Below are 17,932 nucleotides of genomic sequence, written 5' to 3'. Positions count from 1 at the left end.
AGAGATTGCATCTATTATAGTATGTTCACGAATGAAATGAAATCTTCATTTATCCATATCGCAATTAAAATCAACACTATTTATCATTAATGATGAATATCTTTATATTCTCTAGGTGTATATCCTGTTAATTTTTTGAACAACTTCTGAAAATAGACTGGATCACCGTATCCGACAGATTGCGAAATTTCATAATTTTTCATATGGGGATAATTGATCAAATATTGCTTTGCTTTGTCGATTCGAATGTCAATTAAGTAATCGGTAATCGTTACACCCGTTTTCTGTTTGAATAGACGACTTAAATAATGGGAGCTCATTCCTATCGTTTCAGATATTAGTTCAAGATCAAAGTTGCGATCATATTGTTCTACTAATATATTTTTCAGTTTTTCAATCGCATGATGAACTTTAACTGCATCCATTGGTTCCGCAGGTAAATCCTCGTAATTCGTTAACGAGTGCTCATCAAATTGGGCATGCTTTTGTTGCTTAATACGTATTAACACATTTAATAATTGCTGCTTGTCGATTGGTTTCAATAAATAATCACATGCTCCATACCGTAACGCCTTGCGAGCATAATCAAATTCGCTAAAACCACTAAACACCATTTTCGCAAACTTTCGCCCTTGCGTAGCTTCGATCAGCTTCAAGCCATCCATCATCGGCATTTTAATATCTGTAATCAATAAATCTATTTCATGATCGCCAATTTTATCGATATGAGTTAGTGCATCAAAGCCATTACTATATGATCCTATAACCTGTATATTCATATTTAATCTGCTAATCATCTTCTCAAATCCAGCACGAATCATTAGTTCGTCGTCTACAATAATGACATTCATTATGCACACCTCCTACGAAATTGAGTATGATAACGACTTACTTCACTGCACCACTCGTTACACCAGCAAAAATATAACGTTGTAAAAACATATACATTATCGCTGTAGGAATCATAATAATAAGAATCGCAGCAGAGATTAGCTGCCAATCACCACTATTATTCCCGAAAAACCGCATCAATGAAGTAGACACGACAACATGCTCTGCTCTTGGTAAATATAAGTATGGAACGAAGAAATCATTATAAATAGCAATCGTCTTCAATATAATGATCGTTACCGTCGCTGGGGCTAGTAAGGGGAAAATAATTGTACGGTAAATTCTAATTAAGGACGCTCCTTCAATCATAGCACTTTCATCAAGCTTATAAGGAATATTTCGGATAAACTGCAGGTAAATATAAATCTGGATTATGTCTGCTCCCACATATAATAATACTGGTCCCATCAGATTGTTTGTTAGACCTAATGCCATTATCGTTTTGTAATTAACTACTTGTGTAGTTATTTGTGGAATAATGGTAGCAAATAGAAACAACCCCACTATTGCTCCTTGAAACTTAAACTGAAAACGTGAAATCGCATAACAAAAAGCTGATCCTAACAATATATTGAACGCTAACGTGACCAATATGATCGTTAATGTATTGCCAAATGCTAATGGAATTGTAGCTTGCTTAAATGCCTTCGCGAAATTTTCAAAGTAAAACAGGGAATCTGGCAATGAAATAGCTGAAGTCTGATTGAATTTCTCCTTCGTCTTAAAAGCATTAACAACAATAATATAAGGTGGAAATAGGATAACTAAACCTGCTAGCGATAATATAATGTATTTCAATGCTTGCTGTACGTTTTTCATTACGCTCATGCTAATCATCCTTCCTTGAAAGAATGTATCGTTGAATTGAAAGTACGAAGACAACGAATACGAGTAATACAACGCTCATTGCGGAAGCTAGACCAAAATTGTTAAATTGGAATGCTGTTTCAATGATTTTCATTACGAATGTTTCACTTGCATGGGCGGGTCCACCTTTCGTCAATACGAATGGTAGGTCAAACACTTCTAAAGCTCCAGTTACGGTTAAAAACAAATTAAGCTCAATGATCTTATATATATTAGGCAGTGTGATTCTCGTAAACTTCTGCCATCCGTTTGCACCATCAATTGAAGCTGCTTCATACAAATCTTTTGGAATTGATTGTAAAGCTCCTAGATAAATTACCATATTAAAGCCCATAAATCGCCATAAACCAACTGATGCCAGCGTATAGTTCACATACTCTTTCGTACCTAGCCAGCTTGTTTGAGATAATTGATCAAAACCTAATGCACCTAGTAAATAATTCAGTGATCCATTTGTCGTATCGAATACATAGCCGAATAAGTAAGCTACAGCTACCCCGTTCAATATATAAGGAAGAAATAATAATAATCTAAAACCATTACGCCCTCTTAACTTAGTATTAAGTAATACCGCGAAGAAAAGAGCGAGAATATTCTGTATAATACCTACCACAAAGTATGCGAAATTATGTTTGAATACGCTAAATATACTCGGATCGGAAAACACCTCAATATAGTTAGCAAAACCAATCCATTCCTTATGAGCACTCACTCCATTCCACTTCATAAAACTTAGACGGAACAATTCAAGTGCTGGATAATATGCAAATGTAAAAAGGAGCACTAATGGAATTGTAATGAAAGAGATGAGTACGATTCTCTTTTGAGTGTGAAACGATAGGTTGTTAAACATCAATCGTCACTGCCTTTCATTCAGGTGTAATAGCATTAGAGGATCATCGCTACCGATAATCCCCCTATGCTTAGCTTTTTATTGTGATACGCCCAAATCTTTTCTTGCTTTTGCCCAAGATTTATTCACTTTATCTAATACACTTTGAGGATCATCTGACAATACAAATTCTTGTACAGTTGATGCCTGATCAAGACGAGCTTGGTTTTGAATTTCTGTCGCTAGATCTAAAGGCTGAGCTGGTTCAAAATATTTCACTTCGAAACTATTAAATTCAGCTAATTGAGCCAACTTGGGTTCTTTTGATTTCAGTGTAGGGATAAATCCAGCAAAATCATCATAACCAGAATCTTCAATTAGCCATTGAATGAAAGCTTTTGCTGCAGGAACATTACCTTTTTTATTAACAGCATAGAAGAAGTCGGGGTTAAGTGGAGCTTTTGCTTGACCGCTATTATCAACTGGGAACGGGAAGAAACCAATATTATCTGCTTCTGCTCCATTTTCGATAACTTGATTAATTACCCAGTTACCAAGTAAGTACATACCGAATGTCCCATTTGCAACGTCCTTTTTGGATTGTTCCCAATTCGTAGAGTTAACGTCTTGTTCTAGGTATCCTTTAGTATAAAGTTCGCGAATAATACCCCAAGATTTTCCGTATGCGTTATCCAATGTATATGGTGTATCTGTTTCTGCACGTTTGTTCTGGTGATCAGAAGCTTCACCTGTTAAAGAAGGCATATCATATACCCACACATCCAGTGGCCATTTGTCTTTGAAGTTAGAAGCTAGAGGGACAATACCTGCTTGCTTTAACTGCTCACAAGCTGCAAGAAATTCATCGTAAGTTTGTGGTATTTCAGTAATTCCAGCTTTTTCGAATGCTTCTTTGTTGTATACGATACCTACTGTTGAAGCCCCTGAGGAAATACCATACATTTGACCTTCATGACTTCTTAACTCTGAGAAATAGATCTCACTTGAAAATTCAATATCATTCAGTGGAGCAAAGTATTCAGAAAACTCCGAGTTAGCTAATGTTGGTAAAAAAACAACATCCGGGAATTCTCCTGAATTCATACGCACTTTAAGTGTTGCATCATAATCTTGAATAGCTTCAAACTTAACATCTACATCTGGATACTTTTCCTTGAAGCTTTTTGCATAGTCATCGTACACATTTCCAACCATATCTGTACGGTTTGTTAGAAAAATAATTTCCCCACTAATCTTTTCGTTAACTGCTGAGCTATTTTCCGGACTTGTTGCTGGACTAGTTCCTGGCTCACTTTTTGTATTACTACCACAAGCTGATAACCCAGTTAGCATAACGAATACTGCTAACAATAACGAAATACTCTTTTTCATTGTTTTTCCCCCAATCATTTTTGTAAACGCTAACATAATTAAGTTTATTATATTTAGTTTCTTGATAAAATGGTTTAAAATGCTATTTATAGTCTTCTAATGTCTTTAATACTTTCGTTTAAATTGTCATTCCTTAAAGGATGACGTTATTTCAAAATGAAAGAAGTGCTATAATTTCTCATGCGATCAACCAAAAATAAGTAATATTTTTAAAAATGTCTTGCCAAGTCATATACCTTTCATGTTTACTTGTTATATAACTAATATTCATTTATAACTAACAAATATAACAAGTTTAAGGAGTGTTTCAATGAGCCAAACATTATCGTATATCGCAGGTATGACTTGGGGCTGGACTGGTATTCGCGGCACATGGGCTAATAATAAGGCTGATGAGTCATTACAACTAATGAATGATTCACTAGCGATCAATTGGACTGCCATCACATTCGCTGCCTTACAAGATCATCCTCAAGCAACAGTTATTCGCTATCAAGAAGAACCTACTGTCACCGATGATGAGATTCGTTATGCAATTACTAGTGCAAAGCGGCTTGGTTTGAAAGTATGTTTGAAGCCTGTCGTTAACTGCAGTGATGGTACTTGGCGCGCACATATTAATTTTTTCGATATCGATGTTCCTTGTGAGCCGAAATGGAGTGATTGGTTCGTATCCTATCGTCAATTCATGGTGCATTATGCAAAGTTAGCACAAGAAATGAATTGTGAAATGCTTTGTATTGGCTGTGAGATGGTTCAAACTGACCGCCGTGAGCAACAATGGCGTGAAGTTATTCAGGCGGTTCGAAAAGTGTATGACGGACTCATTACTTATAACTGTGATAAATATCAAGAAAATGAAGTAAAGTGGTGGGATGCTGTAGATATCATCTCATCGAGTGGATATTACCCAGTCGATCAATGGGAGCAACAGCTCGAACGTATTGCAGCGGTTGTTGAACAATATGACAAACCATTTTTCTTCATGGAGGCTGGTTGTCCTAGTCGTGAAGGTTCGCAATTTCTGCCTAATGATTGGGGACTTCAAGGAGAAGTAAGCGAGTTGGCACAACAACAATTTTATGAAGCGATGTTCACAGCCTCTACTGAGCGAGAATGGGTAAGAGGATTTATGCTATGGGATTGGCCAGCTCAACTTTATTCTATTTCTGAAGCTCCAAAAAACAATGATTATTGTATGTATGGCAAATTAGCTGAAACGACCGTAAGGCACTATTATGTTGAGCAAACGAGGGATGATCATGATCAATAATCATAATGCAATGCAACAATGGAAAGAGAAGTTCGAATCGGAGTTAAAGGAAGGTATTCTCGACTTTTGGCTTAAACATAGCATCGATGACTTGAATGGAGGCTTTCTCGGAGAAGTACAGCGAGATCTAACGGTTATTGAAAATGCGCCGAAGAGCCTTGTCCTTAACACACGAATTCTGTGGACTTTTTCAGTAGCATATCGCTTGGATCAGAATAGTGAGTATTTAACTATGGCACAGAGAGCCTATCACTATTTGAACGAACATTTCATTGATTTCGACAATGGTGGCTTATATTGGATGCTTAATGCAAAGGGTGAACCACTAGAAACGAAGAAACAAATATATGGTCAAGCATTTGCGATCTACGCTTTTAGTGAATATTATCGTGCAGTACAAGATGAAGCAGCGCTTGCACATGCCATTGAGCTCTTTCAATTGCTAGAGCAACATGGCTACGATCACAACTATAAAGGTTATATCGAAGCATTAACCAAAGATTGGGGAGACACGGATGATCTCAGTCTAAGTAATAAAGATTTGAATGAAAAGAAATCAATGAATACTCATCTACACATTATGGAAGCTTATACGAATTTGTATCGCGTATGGCCTTCAGAGCAATTGTCTGTGAAGTTGCGTGAATTGATAGAGATTACAGCTCTGCATATCGTCGATTCAGAATCTGGACATTTCCGCCTGTTTTTCGATGAAAAATGGAACTCTCAATCAGCGCATGTTTCTTACGGTCATGATATTGAAGGTAGCTGGCTGCTAGTTGAGGCTGCTGAAGTACTGGGGGATGAAGTTCTACTAGAGCGTGTAAAGCAAACAGCATTACAAATGGCTGAAGCTGTACTACTCCACGGGATAGATGACGACGGTGCTTTGTTCAATGAAGCTGAACATGGGCAGATTATTGATGACCATAAAGATTGGTGGCCGCAAGCTGAGGCCGTTGTTGGCTTTTATAATGCCTACCAAATGACAAACGATGATAGATTTCTCCAGGCATCCCAGCTAACTTGGGATTTTATTCAGAAGTATCTCATCGATCGACAATATGGAGAGTGGTATTGGAGTGTAGAGCGAGACGGCACCCCAAGCGATAATTTACAGAAGATTAGTGCGTGGAAGTGTCCGTATCATAACAGCCGGATGTGCTTCGAAATGCTAATCCGCTTGTGATCACGATGTGATGTATACTATTACTTATTATTGGGAGGGTTATTATGTCTTTATTTAATGAACGAAAGCAACAGATTATTGCACGATATGAGGAGCTTATTACTCGGCCTAACTATGCAGAGCAACTGGGTAATGGAATCTATGATCGTTATCAACACCCTATTTTAACAGCAGCACATGCTCCGGTACATTGGCAGTATGATTTTAACCCAGAAACTAATCCATTCTTTATGGAGAGATTGGGTATTCATTGTGTGTTCAATCCTGGGGCAATTTACTTGGATGGCAAATATTATTTGGTAGCTCGCGTGGAAGGTACTGATCGCAAGTCGTTTTTTGCTATAGCTGAAAGCGACAATGGTGTTGACGGCTTCCGCTTCTGGGATCAACCGGTTGTATTGCCTGAAACGAATAATCCAGATATTAATGTGTATGATATGAGACTTGTTCAGCATGAAGATGGCTGGATTTATGGCTTGTTCTGTACAGAACGCAAAGATCCTAATGCTGCACCGGGGGATCTATCAAGTGCAATTGCACAATGCGGCATCGCTCGTACAAAAGATTTGAAGCAATGGGAACGTCTTGCTGATTTACAGACAAAATCTAATCAGCAACGCAATGTAGTCCTTCATCCAGAATTTGTCGATGGCAAGTATGCTTTCTATACTCGCCCACAAGATGGATTCATCGATACTGGTTCAGGTGGGGGAATCGGGTGGGGATTATCAGAAGGTATCGAGCAAGCTGTTATTGACGAGGAGATCATTATTGACGAACGTCATTATCATACGATCAAAGAAGTAAAAAATGGTCAAGGTCCTGCTCCATTGAAAACGGACAAAGGCTGGCTTCATCTTGCTCATGGCGTACGTAATACGGCTGCGGGACTTCGCTATGTCATCTATGTGTTCATCACAAGTCTTGACGATCCTGCGAAGGTTATCTATGCTCCTGGCGGTCATCTCATTGCTCCTACAGGTGAAGAACGAGTTGGTGATGTATCGAATGTTACGTTCTGCAATGGTGCTGTTGTTAATGAAGATGGCAAAGTGTTTATCTACTATGCTTCATCTGATACTCGTTGCCATGTTGCGACTTCTACGATCGATCAACTGCTTGATTACGCCATCAATACACCAGCTGACCCGCTTCGTTCCTATGCTTGTGTACAGCAACGAATTCAATTGATTGAAAATAACGCGGCATTTCTATAGGCGATTAGCTCCAGCGACTACACTCTAGCCCATCTAGATAATAGTCAAAAATTAATGCCAACAACATAAACTAGATAATCCAATACACAACAATAAGGATTGAGCACTGCAAGATGCAGAGAGCTCAATCCTTATTGTTTACTTAGCATATTGCAGTATTGCAATAGCTGCACGTTCTCTTCTCTCTACATCATCCGAAAGCATTGCTGTTTTTAGTATTTTCATAGCATCCTCGATAGTCTGCTTATCTACAAGCGATGCTTTTGCATAATCATTACGGTTATCGTCTTCTAACCAACTCTCTAATAATTCATAAGATACTAGTCGATCGAACTTTGAAATATTTGCTTGCTGACCTACGAATATTTGTAGTTCTTCAGTTAACTTCTCTATTGGAACGCACTTTAACCACGTCACACCTCTACGATGAGAGCTATTTATTTCCTCATCATCTAATCCGTTCACATAGTAATAGTCTCCCACATCGCCAATATGAACGAAACCATCACTTGCTATTAATATATAATCTCCATCCTGCATGCTATAGACAAATGTATTAATTTCCTCTAGTTGTCTTATCCATTCGATCTGCTCAGTGCCAAAAGCGTTTACCGAAAGAAGCGCTTTGCTTCTAAATTCTGCTTCACTAATATTCTCTAAGTCCCCAATCTCTTTCCAACCGAAGCTTACATAGTTGTCTTCCAAATATACTTTCATGAGCTTTATTTCATTAGAACCGTCTTTCATCTGAAATAATTGCATCGTATCACTCCAACTCATATGTCATACCATTATACTAATTGATTATTTACAAATTTTAAATTAGATTAAAATATATTTTAGTAGTATAATTCTTTACTATCACAAATAATATCGAACCCACTATCTAGTGAACATAGAAATATTGAAAGATAGGAAGAAAGAGAGTGGAACATCATTGATTACTAACAAAATCTGGACCAAAAGCTTCATTGCGATTTGTGCAAGTAGCTTTTTTATTTTCTTAAACTTTTATGTACTTGCTACAGCATTACCATTGTATGTGAGCGAATATTTGCATGGTAACCAACAGCAAATGGGACTTGTCATCACACTATGGGCTGTAGGCTGCGTTATTTTACGTCTGTTCTCTGGAAGATGGTCTGACCGATTCGGCAAAAAGAAAGTTTCAATTATAGCACTATCTATATTTCTACTTTCCTCTATTTTTTATTTCGGAGTAGCTAGCATTGCATTTTTATTTATTATTCGTATTATTCATGGAGGTAGCTATGGAGTAGCTGCAACATCAACTAGTGCATTAGCTACTGATATTATTCCTGAATCTCGTAAAGGTGAAGGTATTGGATACTTTAGTATGTTTATGAGTGTTGCTATGGTCGTCGGTCCAGCACTTGGTATTATGGTATGGAATAAATATCAAAGTGCAAATACGCTATTCACATTAAGTGCGATTATTTCAGTACTCGCACTGGTTTGTACGCTTATCGTGAAACCTAATGAAATACCACAGCAATCCATCAAACAAGAAAAAATGTCATTCAAAAACTTAATCGATAAAAATGCACTTCCTATCTCATTAGCGGGCTTTATTCTTGCGATCTCCTATAGCTCGCTCACTCTGTACATTACTTCTTATACTAAGGAATTAGATCAAGAAAACTCTGCAGGATTATTTTTTATCGTGTTTGCATTGACGATTATTATTTCTAGACCATTTATAGGGAAAATGTTTGATCGATTAGGTGAAAACTTTCTTGCGTACCCTGGTCTAATCTGCTTCGCTGGTGGAATGATCATTCTTAGTCAGGAAACATCTAGCACTGTACTTCTACTATCAGCAGTCATCATGGGATTAGGCTACGGAGCAATCTTACCTTGTTTTCAAACGATTGCTATTCAATCTGTTCCTGCCGAGCGACGTGGACTCGCTACTGCGACGTTCTTCTTACTGTTCGATGCTGGATATGGAGTAGGATCTTACTTAATGGGAGTTATTGCAACTCATTCGAATTATCGTGTCATGTATTTCAGTGCTGGTGTACTCGCTCTAATTAGTTTATTCATCTATTACTTGATGCATCATCGTCAAACTGATAAATCCAACAAGAATATGAGTTCTGCTATTCTTCCGAAAACTAGTTAATTGATAACGACAATCAGCCCGTATCAATTATTAAAAACGACCTGATCGAAATATAGAATAAATGAGCACCACAAACATAAAAACTGTAGCAACGCCCTCCATCGCAAGTAAACATTTCCCAAGCAATGTTAATTCTGCGGGTATTTTAATTTTATGCTTATAGGCAACATTGAATAACTATTCTCTTGCGGCTGTTGAGTCTCGGTATATTAATTCACTTTTTACTAATATTTTAACGATCGGTTCATCAGGTGTTGCTAGTCGATTAAGTAATCGTTCCACTGCTTTCTTCCCTAACGTCTCCTTTGGTACATGTACCGTAGTTAAAGCAGGAGACAGACGATAGGAATCTTCAATATTATCGAAGCCGGAGACGGAGATGTGCTCTGGCACCTTAATACCTAATCCTTGCAACATCTGCACTGCACCAAGCGCGATGGCATCATTACCGCAAACAATTGCAGTAGGCATTACTTTTTTCCTCGTGATCCATTGCTTCAACTGCTGAGCAAATTGTTCGGATTCGAAACCTTCAATATCGAGAAAGCTATGGTCAATACAAGAGCTATAGGAAAGTGACGTAATCTTTTCTCCATCGTTTTTTTGCTGTCTATATAATTGCTCCTCCATCGCAGCCCGATAACCTAGAAATCGGTCGTAAAAGCTTCGTGAAAATTGCGTATTACCAACAAATACGATCTCATTATGCCCCGTTCCAATAAGTTGCTTCGTTAATCGATACGTTGCTTCATAATTATCTACGAAAATACTATCCGCAGGAATCAAATAATCCTCATGATCGACCAGTACCATCGTCATACCAAGTCGGTGTATCTCTAGTAGCATCGTAGATGATATTTCGCCAATACCAACAATCCCCAATATCCCATCAAGATTAATAAATTGCGTAAAATGATCGATACTTTGTTCAGATATAATAACCATTCCTATTCCACGTTGTTCTAACTCTGCTGATACACCGTCTAAGATTCGTCCCCAATAAAGTGACTCTTTCGTTTGAAACCGAATATTAGGCATTAACACAAGTACTGATTGCTTGCTTGATGCTTGTGAACGGGCATTAGTTTCTACTCTATTCGGTTTCATATATGCATTTTTTTGTGAGAAATACCCTAATTGAGAAGCAGCTTCAATGACTCTTTCCTTCGTATGGTCACTAACTCCACCTTTTCCTGATAACGCTTTGGATACAACGAATTTAGAAACGCCTAAGTAATTGGCAATTTGTTGCATTGTGATTTTTTTTGACATCTATATTTTCCACCTTACTGATGTGTGATGATGGTACGTGCTTCTGTCCATCGCTTATTATACTGTTCAAATACTTCTTGAAGACTAGGCGCAGCTATCCATTCTTGAATGTAAGACCCGGACCATAACGTAATTTTTGCTATTGAAGCAAGTTCGAGTAACCGATCACTTGGAATCATCCGCTCTACAGGAATACTACCATACGATTCAAATTCTTGAAATTGTGGTAGTGTTGGAACTTTGGTCGTATCAACAGGGAGAAATCCGGAATCATCAACAAACCCTGACTCATGGATGAAATACTCAATCCATTCTATCGCAATGTCTGTATGTTCACTGTACTTACTAACACCAACGAACCAATCGGGATTCAAAGGCGAATATAACGGCTTCTCATTAGAATAAGGAAAAGGGAAAAACCCAATAGTTTCTGGATCTGCACCAAGTGCAATTAATTGATTAATAACCCAATTACCCATAAAGTACATCCCCGCTCTACCTGCAGCAAGCTCTAGCTTGGATGCTTCCCATTGATTAGATATTAATGATTTTTCAACATAATCATTCTCAATTAATGTCTTAACGATCGTAATCGCTTGTCCCCATTCATTATCTACTTGCCATGGCTCATCTAATCCGATCATATCATTCAAATAAGCAGCATCGCCCTTCATAATACTAACAAGCTCTTCTCCCCAATTGATAAGTGGCCACTGCGCCCCATAGTTCAAATAAATTGGAGTTATACCTGCCCTTTTCAATTTATGACAAGCCTCATAAAATTCATCTAACGTTGTCGGTATGCTAGTGATGCCAGCCGCCTTAAATGCCTCTTTATTGTACACAATTCCTGTTGATGCTGCGCCTGCTGCTATACCATAACGCTCGCCGTTGTAAGTTTTATAATCAGAAAAACGAATATTTTGAAACATCTCATCTGGTAAAGGGGTAAAGTAGTTGGGCAATACTTCATTTTTCAAATGATTCGGGATTAACAATACATCGCCAAAATTTTGTGTCGATAAGCGGACCGATATATCAGATACATAGTTCGTTAACCCTTCGAATTGTATCGTTACTTGTGGATGTGCTAGCTTGAACTCATCTGCGTACTTTTGGAATCCACCATTTTCAATCAAATCTACTCGATTCGTTAGTACCGTTAATACGATATCTTCATTCATTTCCTGTAGCTGATCTTGCTCTATGTCTATTGATGGATTCGGTTTAACAGTATTATTACTACACGAAGTTAGTTGGATAACGCATATCAACGTTATAAGGAAGCTACATATCGCTCTCTTCACCAATCACTTTCCCCTTCCCTAGCGGAAGTTGTAGAATGACTTCTGTTCCTATACCAAGCTGACTATCTACACGTATTCCATATTGTTGGCCGTACTGAAGCTTGATTCGTTCATTCACATTTTTCAAGCCAATACCTCCGATGCCGAATTTCGTTTCATCAACAAACCCGTCTCGTAATCCACTATTCAACTTGGCAAGTTTACTTCTCTCTATTCCAATCCCATCATCGACAATATGTATCATAAGCAATGGATATTTCACAGTCGAGCGAATCTTAAGATGCATAATACCTTTAGCATCATCTAACCCATGATATATAGCATTCTCAATAATAGGCTGTAATAATAATCTAATCATTCTATATTGCATTACGCTACGATCGACATCAATTTCAAGTTGGAAACGATCTGGATAACGATAATTTAATAACTCGATATAATGTTGAACGTGGTTCATTTCCTCTTCAATATTCGTCTCATCATGCAGATTACTAATACTATAGCGTAACAATTTACCAAGTATAGCGATCATATCTGCTGTTGTACTATCATCATTCATTTCCGCGCTCATTCGTATCGACTCAAGTGTATTGTACATAAAATGAGGATTAATCTGGTTTTGTAATGCTTGTAATTCTGCTTTCTTCTTCTTCGTTTCCATCTCATAAATATGTTGAATAAGTTGATCCAGTCTTACAATCATGCGATTAAACTGGCTGCCTAGCATACCGACCTCATCATGATATTTCACAGGGAATTTCACGTTGAAATTACCCTCTTGTACACTTTTCATAAGTCTAGACATTGTACGTAATGGTCTAGTAATTGCAAATGATAAGATAATTGCTACAACAATAGAAATAAGTACTGCAACTGCTGTCGTAATCCAGATGATCCGTTTTACAACGATAGTATCCTTCGTAAGTTCAGTAACTGGAATAGAAGTAATAACCTTCCACCCAGTACTGGCCGAAGTTGCATACATATGAAGATATTGAATACCATCCTTCTCTAGATAGAAACTCCCCTTCTTATTCAATGCATGATTTACAATATCATGGTCGCTCATATTACTAGCAATCCACTTCTTCTCACTATCGAAGATAACATTACCTTGCTTATCTATAATTAATGAAGCTCCCTTTGTCACTTGATCTAGTTCGCTAGTCTGATCTTCAATAATGCTAATATCTGCATCGATTGCAATTAAACCAATGACCGATAAGGAATCATCTACAATCTTACGAACAACAGAAAATGCATACCTTTCCGATTGTAAGTTACTTGTATACTTTTGCGTTCTAAGTAGTACCGCTTCGCCCCGTGATAATTCCGCTTCATTCAACCAATAATGATAGCTATTCTCCAGATCATTACGTATACCACCTGAGACGATAGCGTAATAACTATTACCGAATTCATCGAATAAGTAGACGGAATTAGCTCCCCTCTTAATCGAATTGATGAATGAAAGCTGACCTTCTATTCCACGTTGAATGGACAATAGTTGATCAAAATTATTCGGTAATGATGTAGTAACTTCTGAGGATTGTCGCTCGGCATAATATCCATTCGAGCGAATAAGATTACTTTTAATGTCATCAATATAGGCAGGAATAGAGGATATACTTTTCATATCCTCTATATAATCATCCACACGAACCATCATACTCTCTTGCATTTTAATTGAGTATGCTATCGTTTTTTCCTCTATTGACGTTGCATATTTGGATGATGAATTGTAGCCCACCACAGATAGAGGAATCGTAACAAGTAATATGAACGAGAGTAATAGTTTACGATCCATCTTCATATCACCAATACGAAGCTTCGATCTCATCGTTATACCCTCCTAAATCTTTTCATATCGTCTAGCTATGCTCCTTGAGATGATAAGTAACATCGGATGCATAAGCTCCATTACTCTCGCAATTAGATTAGATCGTAGGCATTACATTTCCGCCATTAACAGGAATGAACGCACCCGTAATGAAGCTAGCAAGATCAGAGGCAAGAAATGCGACAGCATTGGCAACTTCTTGATCCGTACCGCGTCTACGTAATGGAACTGTACTGCTATATCCAACATTGACTTCTGTACCCGCTTCACGATCACGCGCACTTATCGTCCAGCCTGGAGCAATCTGGTTAACTGTAATTTGATGCTCCCCTACCTCTTTCGCCAATACGCGATATACACCATCCATCCCACGTTTGCCAGCAACATATGCAGATTGCGTAGGCGCATTTTGCATCGAGCATTCCGAATTAATACCTATGAAGCGACCAGAGCCACGCTCGATCATGGCAGGTATGAATGATTTGGCAAGAAATACACTTTGCATAACGCAGGAATCGAATTGTCCTTGAAAATCTGCTGCATTTTGCTCTAATATAGACGTCCACTCATATTGAATCACTGCATTAGCTACAACAATATGTATATCCCCCATCTCTGCTGTCGCTGCCTTATACATGGCTTGAATATCTGCTTCTCGTGTAATATTGCCTTTAATAATCATCGCCTTCTGACCGAGCTGCTTCACTTCTTCACGTAGCTCTATCGCTTTTTGTTCGTTTGAATGATAATGAATAATAACATTTGCACCGCATGCCGCTAATGTTTTCACAATTACTCTACCCAAATCCCCTGTTGCTCCAGTAACTAATGCCGTTTGACCTGTCAATTCTAAATCCATAATAATCCCCCTTATAATTAGTTTTGTTAGTGACAATGCTACCATATCCACTAACATTTATCATTGAATATTTTATTGGCGGGCGCTTTTATTTTATAGAAACAAAAATTAGAAATAGCCAACGGAAGTCAATATGTAGATTGACTATCGCTGGCTATTTCATTATACAATCACTTATTATTTATTATTTCAATGCATAAAAAATATTTAAAGCTCCTCATACCTTAATATTAAGCATAAAAATAACTGCAGTAACGGTAAGTATACTTATTAATGTGGAAATGAATACTGCTTGTGATGCAAATTCCTTCTCGTTATCGAACTCAACTGCAAGTAATACACTACTTAACGAAGTAGGTACTGCTGATGAAACGATTAATGCCGCAGATGTTAAAGGATCAAGGTTCATCACAGTAACAACTAACCAAGCTAATACTGGGCCACCAATTAAGCGAAGTACGCCTGCGATAGATACATCTATGGCAAGTGATTTTGATATTTTCCATTTCATCTGACCAAGCTGAACACCAAGAGTTAGTAGCGCCATACCAATAAAGGCATCCGTAATGTAATCAATTGGTGTTTGGATCGGAGCTGGAATCGGAATTGCAAATCCTCTCATCATAAATGCGAGCGGGATAGCATAGATGACAGGCATAGAAAGAATCGTCTTCCATATTTCCTTCATATTAGCTTTATGTGAATTAACACTGTAAACGCCATATGTATTCGGAATAAGCGACTGCATCATCATAATAATGACTTGAATACCTAGCGTTTCCTTGTTTCCTGCAAACGCGAGCTGATTCAGCGGCACGCCATAATTAGCACTATTATAAAATAGCACACTATTTTTCATCGCACTTTTCATCGTTGGACTATAACCCCGAAGTCGTACGACGATTTCAACGACGATAAACTGTAGAACCATAAAGATCACAAAAAACAGTAATACATTCCCCATAACGCTAGCTGAAATAGATGTTTCATATATTAGAGAAAAAATGATTGCTGGTGAGAACAAATAAAAATTCAGCTTGGAAAGCGTCTTAATATCTAGATGAAAGATTTTCTCAAGTGTAATACCGATAACAACCATAATCATCATCGGCATTACATTGTTCAATAAAATGTGAAGGAATATACTCATCCTAGTGGTATTCCTATTCTACACTATACGACATAATCAATTCGTCTAATGATTTTCTTGGAGTAGGAGCATTTACCTTATGGAATGACTCATCAAGTAGATCAATCGTGCCTGGCTTACCAATTGCGATAACAACATGGGGAACAAAATTCTCAGGCATTGCTAACAATTGTTTCGCCTTTTCGCGATCATAGCCACCCATCGCTCTAGTAGATAGCCCGATCATTTTCGCTTGAAATGCGATAGAAGCCCAAGCTGCTCCCGAATCAAATGCCTGATTATTATTTGTTTTGCCTTCAGGTAAAGATGTATCTCCTGCAAGTAAAATATAAGCAGAAGCTTTCTGTGACCACACCGCATTACGAGGCATAATAAATTGCTCGAATAAAGCTTTTTGAGCTTCAGTTGTAGCTACAAAGAAACGCCATGGTTGAAAATTATTCGCAGATGGTGCATAGCTCGCTGCTTCAAGAATTGTATTGATTTCTTCCTCAGTAATTTCATAAGGCTCAAACGCACGTGTAGACCAACGATTAATGAACAGTGGACTTACCTCATGCTTTGGTTGACGGATAGCTAGCGCTTCCTTATTGTAAGCTGTAATATTCTGCACTTCTATCACTTTAGTATGGTTTGAATTCATTTTATTTCCTCCTAAAAACTTTTTGTTTACTTCTTGATGCACTTCATTGCTGACGAAAAGTTACTTCGTAAGCATAATCTAAAAACTTTTTGTTTACTTCTTGATGAACTACCTTGCTAATGATAAGTTAGCAGTTATATCATTTAAATAAATGAATGAGTAATATTCCACAAATGGCAAGAATCATGCCAATAACCTCAAACTTAGTTAATGGCTCTTTTACAACAAATCTAGTATAGAGTAGAATAATGACAACATTCAATGCGATAACAGCCGATACAAGCCCTGTCTTACCTATTTCGAATGATTGTAAAATAAATATCATACCAACCGCATTCGTGATCCCTACTGCCAAACCGATCCCAAACGTTGAACGATTACTGTATCGTTTCACCGTTTGCTTTGCTGCGCTAATTGCTACTTGCGCTGCTTTCCCTCGCTGTTCGATAAGCCACCATACGCCGAAGCATACTGTTCCAGTTGCAAACATGATAAACATTGTTGGAAATCGCTCTGCTTGAAGCATCGTTGACCATTTGCCAGAGAGGTCATTTCCAGCGAAAAATAACATCGTTAATAGTGCCCATTGTGCTCCCTGCATATTTGAGAGTGAGATCTCAGAAGAGTAACGAATCGTTACTACACCGATAATTAATACAAGAAACGCTAATAACTGCATCGCATGTAATCTTTCATCCCAAAGTAGATAAGCAACAGCAACGACAACAACTGACTGCAAAGATGAAAGTATTGCTACTATTGACGCTTTGCCTACTGCAAACGCCTTGTACATACATGCACTAGCAGCAAATGAGAATAGCCCCATTTGTATACCAACCATGGATGATGCTGACCACTCTGCACCAGTTACTAAAATTATTACTCCATTAATAATGACGCCTGAAGCAAATACACCACATAACATTAGATTTCTATCAAGCTGTAATGTACTCGTCTTATGATACAATACGCCGCGTAAACCAAAGGCAAGAGCGGCAAATAATGCATACATTAACCACATACTCTAGTTGCTCCTCTTCTATCGATATTCATT

16 protein-coding genes are annotated in these 17,932 nt (G+C 37.9%); 4 read left to right on the top strand and 12 right to left on the bottom strand.

What is annotated here, in order from left to right; all coding sequences use genetic code 11:
• Nucleotides 1-86: 86 nt before the first annotated feature.
• From AC1TO5_RS08515 to AC1TO5_RS08500, 4 genes are all read right to left on the bottom strand, one after another.
• Entirely contained in the window at nucleotides 87-851 is a 765-nt protein-coding gene (locus AC1TO5_RS08515; RefSeq protein ID WP_482062363.1) for a response regulator transcription factor, read from the bottom strand.
• Nucleotides 852-888: 37 nt separating this feature from the next.
• Nucleotides 889-1,719 (bottom strand): carbohydrate ABC transporter permease, encoded by an 831-nt coding sequence (locus AC1TO5_RS08510; protein WP_482062362.1) that lies wholly within the window; start codon nucleotides 1,717-1,719, stop codon nucleotides 889-891.
• A 1-nt stretch (nucleotide 1,720) separates the two neighbouring features.
• Entirely contained in the window at nucleotides 1,721-2,611 is an 891-nt protein-coding gene (locus AC1TO5_RS08505; RefSeq protein ID WP_482062361.1) for a carbohydrate ABC transporter permease, read from the bottom strand.
• 78 nt (nucleotides 2,612-2,689) lie between these two features.
• The gene (locus AC1TO5_RS08500) at nucleotides 2,690-3,982 is read right to left on the bottom strand and encodes an ABC transporter substrate-binding protein (protein ID WP_482062360.1); all 1,293 of its coding nucleotides are present in this window, start codon (nucleotides 3,980-3,982) and stop codon (nucleotides 2,690-2,692) included.
• 310 nt (nucleotides 3,983-4,292) lie between these two features.
• Here AC1TO5_RS08500 and AC1TO5_RS08495 point away from each other — a divergent pair, with 310 nt between their 5' ends.
• The 3 genes from AC1TO5_RS08495 to AC1TO5_RS08485 are packed head-to-tail and all read left to right on the top strand — an operon-like array spanning nucleotide 4,293 to nucleotide 7,661.
• On the top strand, nucleotides 4,293-5,255 hold the full coding sequence (locus tag AC1TO5_RS08495) for a glycoside hydrolase family 113 (protein ID WP_482062359.1): 963 nt from the start codon (nucleotides 4,293-4,295) through the stop codon (nucleotides 5,253-5,255).
• Nucleotides 5,245-6,444 carry an AGE family epimerase/isomerase gene (locus AC1TO5_RS08490; protein WP_482062358.1) on the top strand — a complete coding sequence of 400 codons (1,200 nt, stop codon included), beginning with the start codon at nucleotides 5,245-5,247 and terminating at the stop codon, nucleotides 6,442-6,444. Before AC1TO5_RS08495 ends, AC1TO5_RS08490 begins: the two co-directional genes overlap by 11 nt.
• Nucleotides 6,445-6,488: 44 nt before the next feature.
• Nucleotides 6,489-7,661 (top strand): glycoside hydrolase family 130 protein, encoded by a 1,173-nt coding sequence (locus AC1TO5_RS08485; protein WP_482062357.1) that lies wholly within the window; start codon nucleotides 6,489-6,491, stop codon nucleotides 7,659-7,661.
• Between the two features lie 138 nt (nucleotides 7,662-7,799).
• Here the strand turns inward: AC1TO5_RS08485 and AC1TO5_RS08480 are convergent, their stop codons facing one another.
• Nucleotides 7,800-8,423, bottom strand: a complete 624-nt coding sequence (locus AC1TO5_RS08480; RefSeq protein ID WP_482062356.1) for a hypothetical protein — start codon at nucleotides 8,421-8,423, stop codon at nucleotides 7,800-7,802.
• Between the two features lie 175 nt (nucleotides 8,424-8,598).
• Here AC1TO5_RS08480 and AC1TO5_RS08475 point away from each other — a divergent pair, with 175 nt between their 5' ends.
• The gene (locus tag AC1TO5_RS08475; protein ID WP_482062355.1) at nucleotides 8,599-9,807 is read left to right on the top strand and encodes an MFS transporter; all 1,209 of its coding nucleotides are present in this window, start codon (nucleotides 8,599-8,601) and stop codon (nucleotides 9,805-9,807) included.
• Nucleotides 9,808-9,984: 177 nt separating this feature from the next.
• Here AC1TO5_RS08475 and AC1TO5_RS08470 read toward each other — a convergent pair whose 3' ends face one another.
• From AC1TO5_RS08470 to AC1TO5_RS08440, 7 genes are all read right to left on the bottom strand, one after another.
• Complete coding sequence (locus tag AC1TO5_RS08470; protein WP_482062354.1) at nucleotides 9,985-11,079, bottom strand: LacI family DNA-binding transcriptional regulator; 1,095 nt, start codon at nucleotides 11,077-11,079, stop codon at nucleotides 9,985-9,987.
• Between the two features lie 14 nt (nucleotides 11,080-11,093).
• The gene (locus AC1TO5_RS08465; RefSeq protein WP_482062353.1) at nucleotides 11,094-12,386 is read right to left on the bottom strand and encodes an ABC transporter substrate-binding protein; all 1,293 of its coding nucleotides are present in this window, start codon (nucleotides 12,384-12,386) and stop codon (nucleotides 11,094-11,096) included.
• Nucleotides 12,367-14,226, bottom strand: coding sequence for a sensor histidine kinase (locus tag AC1TO5_RS08460; protein WP_482062352.1), 1,860 nt, complete (start codon nucleotides 14,224-14,226; stop codon nucleotides 12,367-12,369). The genes AC1TO5_RS08465 and AC1TO5_RS08460 overlap by 20 nt, the downstream gene beginning before the upstream one ends.
• 97 nt (nucleotides 14,227-14,323) lie before the next feature.
• Nucleotides 14,324-15,085 (bottom strand): SDR family NAD(P)-dependent oxidoreductase, encoded by a 762-nt coding sequence (locus tag AC1TO5_RS08455; RefSeq protein ID WP_482062351.1) that lies wholly within the window; start codon nucleotides 15,083-15,085, stop codon nucleotides 14,324-14,326.
• A gap of 217 nt (nucleotides 15,086-15,302) precedes the next feature.
• Nucleotides 15,303-16,235, bottom strand: coding sequence for an AEC family transporter (locus AC1TO5_RS08450; RefSeq protein WP_482062350.1), 933 nt, complete (start codon nucleotides 16,233-16,235; stop codon nucleotides 15,303-15,305).
• A gap of 13 nt (nucleotides 16,236-16,248) precedes the next feature.
• Nucleotides 16,249-16,878 carry a nitroreductase family protein gene (locus AC1TO5_RS08445; RefSeq protein WP_482062349.1) on the bottom strand — a complete coding sequence of 210 codons (630 nt, stop codon included), beginning with the start codon at nucleotides 16,876-16,878 and terminating at the stop codon, nucleotides 16,249-16,251.
• 139 nt (nucleotides 16,879-17,017) lie between these two features.
• The gene (locus AC1TO5_RS08440) at nucleotides 17,018-17,899 is read right to left on the bottom strand and encodes an EamA family transporter (RefSeq protein ID WP_482062348.1); all 882 of its coding nucleotides are present in this window, start codon (nucleotides 17,897-17,899) and stop codon (nucleotides 17,018-17,020) included.
• Between the last annotated feature and the right edge of the window lie 33 nt (nucleotides 17,900-17,932).

The sequence above is a fragment of the Paenibacillus sp. Y930 genome, from assembly GCF_056786375.1.
The sequence above is the reverse complement of the archived record's forward strand: the minus strand, read 5'-3'. Positions and strand labels throughout refer to the sequence as shown.

Coding starts and splice junctions, on each gene's coding strand:
- AC1TO5_RS08515 (WP_482062363.1), bottom strand. CDS start 851: ATGAATGTCATTATTGTAGACGACGAACTAATGATTCGTGCTGGATTT.
- AC1TO5_RS08510 (WP_482062362.1), bottom strand. CDS start 1,719: ATGAGCGTAATGAAAAACGTACAGCAAGCATTGAAATACATTATATTA.
- AC1TO5_RS08470 (WP_482062354.1), bottom strand. CDS start 11,079: ATGTCAAAAAAAATCACAATGCAACAAATTGCCAATTACTTAGGCGTT.
- AC1TO5_RS08480 (WP_482062356.1), bottom strand. CDS start 8,423: ATGCAATTATTTCAGATGAAAGACGGTTCTAATGAAATAAAGCTCATG.
- AC1TO5_RS08500 (WP_482062360.1), bottom strand. CDS start 3,982: ATGAAAAAGAGTATTTCGTTATTGTTAGCAGTATTCGTTATGCTAACT.
- AC1TO5_RS08485 (WP_482062357.1), top strand. CDS start 6,489: ATGTCTTTATTTAATGAACGAAAGCAACAGATTATTGCACGATATGAG.
- AC1TO5_RS08460 (WP_482062352.1), bottom strand. CDS start 14,226: ATGAGATCGAAGCTTCGTATTGGTGATATGAAGATGGATCGTAAACTA.
- AC1TO5_RS08445 (WP_482062349.1), bottom strand. CDS start 16,878: ATGAATTCAAACCATACTAAAGTGATAGAAGTGCAGAATATTACAGCT.
- AC1TO5_RS08450 (WP_482062350.1), bottom strand. CDS start 16,235: ATGAGTATATTCCTTCACATTTTATTGAACAATGTAATGCCGATGATG.
- AC1TO5_RS08505 (WP_482062361.1), bottom strand. CDS start 2,611: ATGTTTAACAACCTATCGTTTCACACTCAAAAGAGAATCGTACTCATC.
- AC1TO5_RS08490 (WP_482062358.1), top strand. CDS start 5,245: ATGATCAATAATCATAATGCAATGCAACAATGGAAAGAGAAGTTCGAA.
- AC1TO5_RS08440 (WP_482062348.1), bottom strand. CDS start 17,899: ATGTGGTTAATGTATGCATTATTTGCCGCTCTTGCCTTTGGTTTACGC.
- AC1TO5_RS08455 (WP_482062351.1), bottom strand. CDS start 15,085: ATGGATTTAGAATTGACAGGTCAAACGGCATTAGTTACTGGAGCAACA.
- AC1TO5_RS08495 (WP_482062359.1), top strand. CDS start 4,293: ATGAGCCAAACATTATCGTATATCGCAGGTATGACTTGGGGCTGGACT.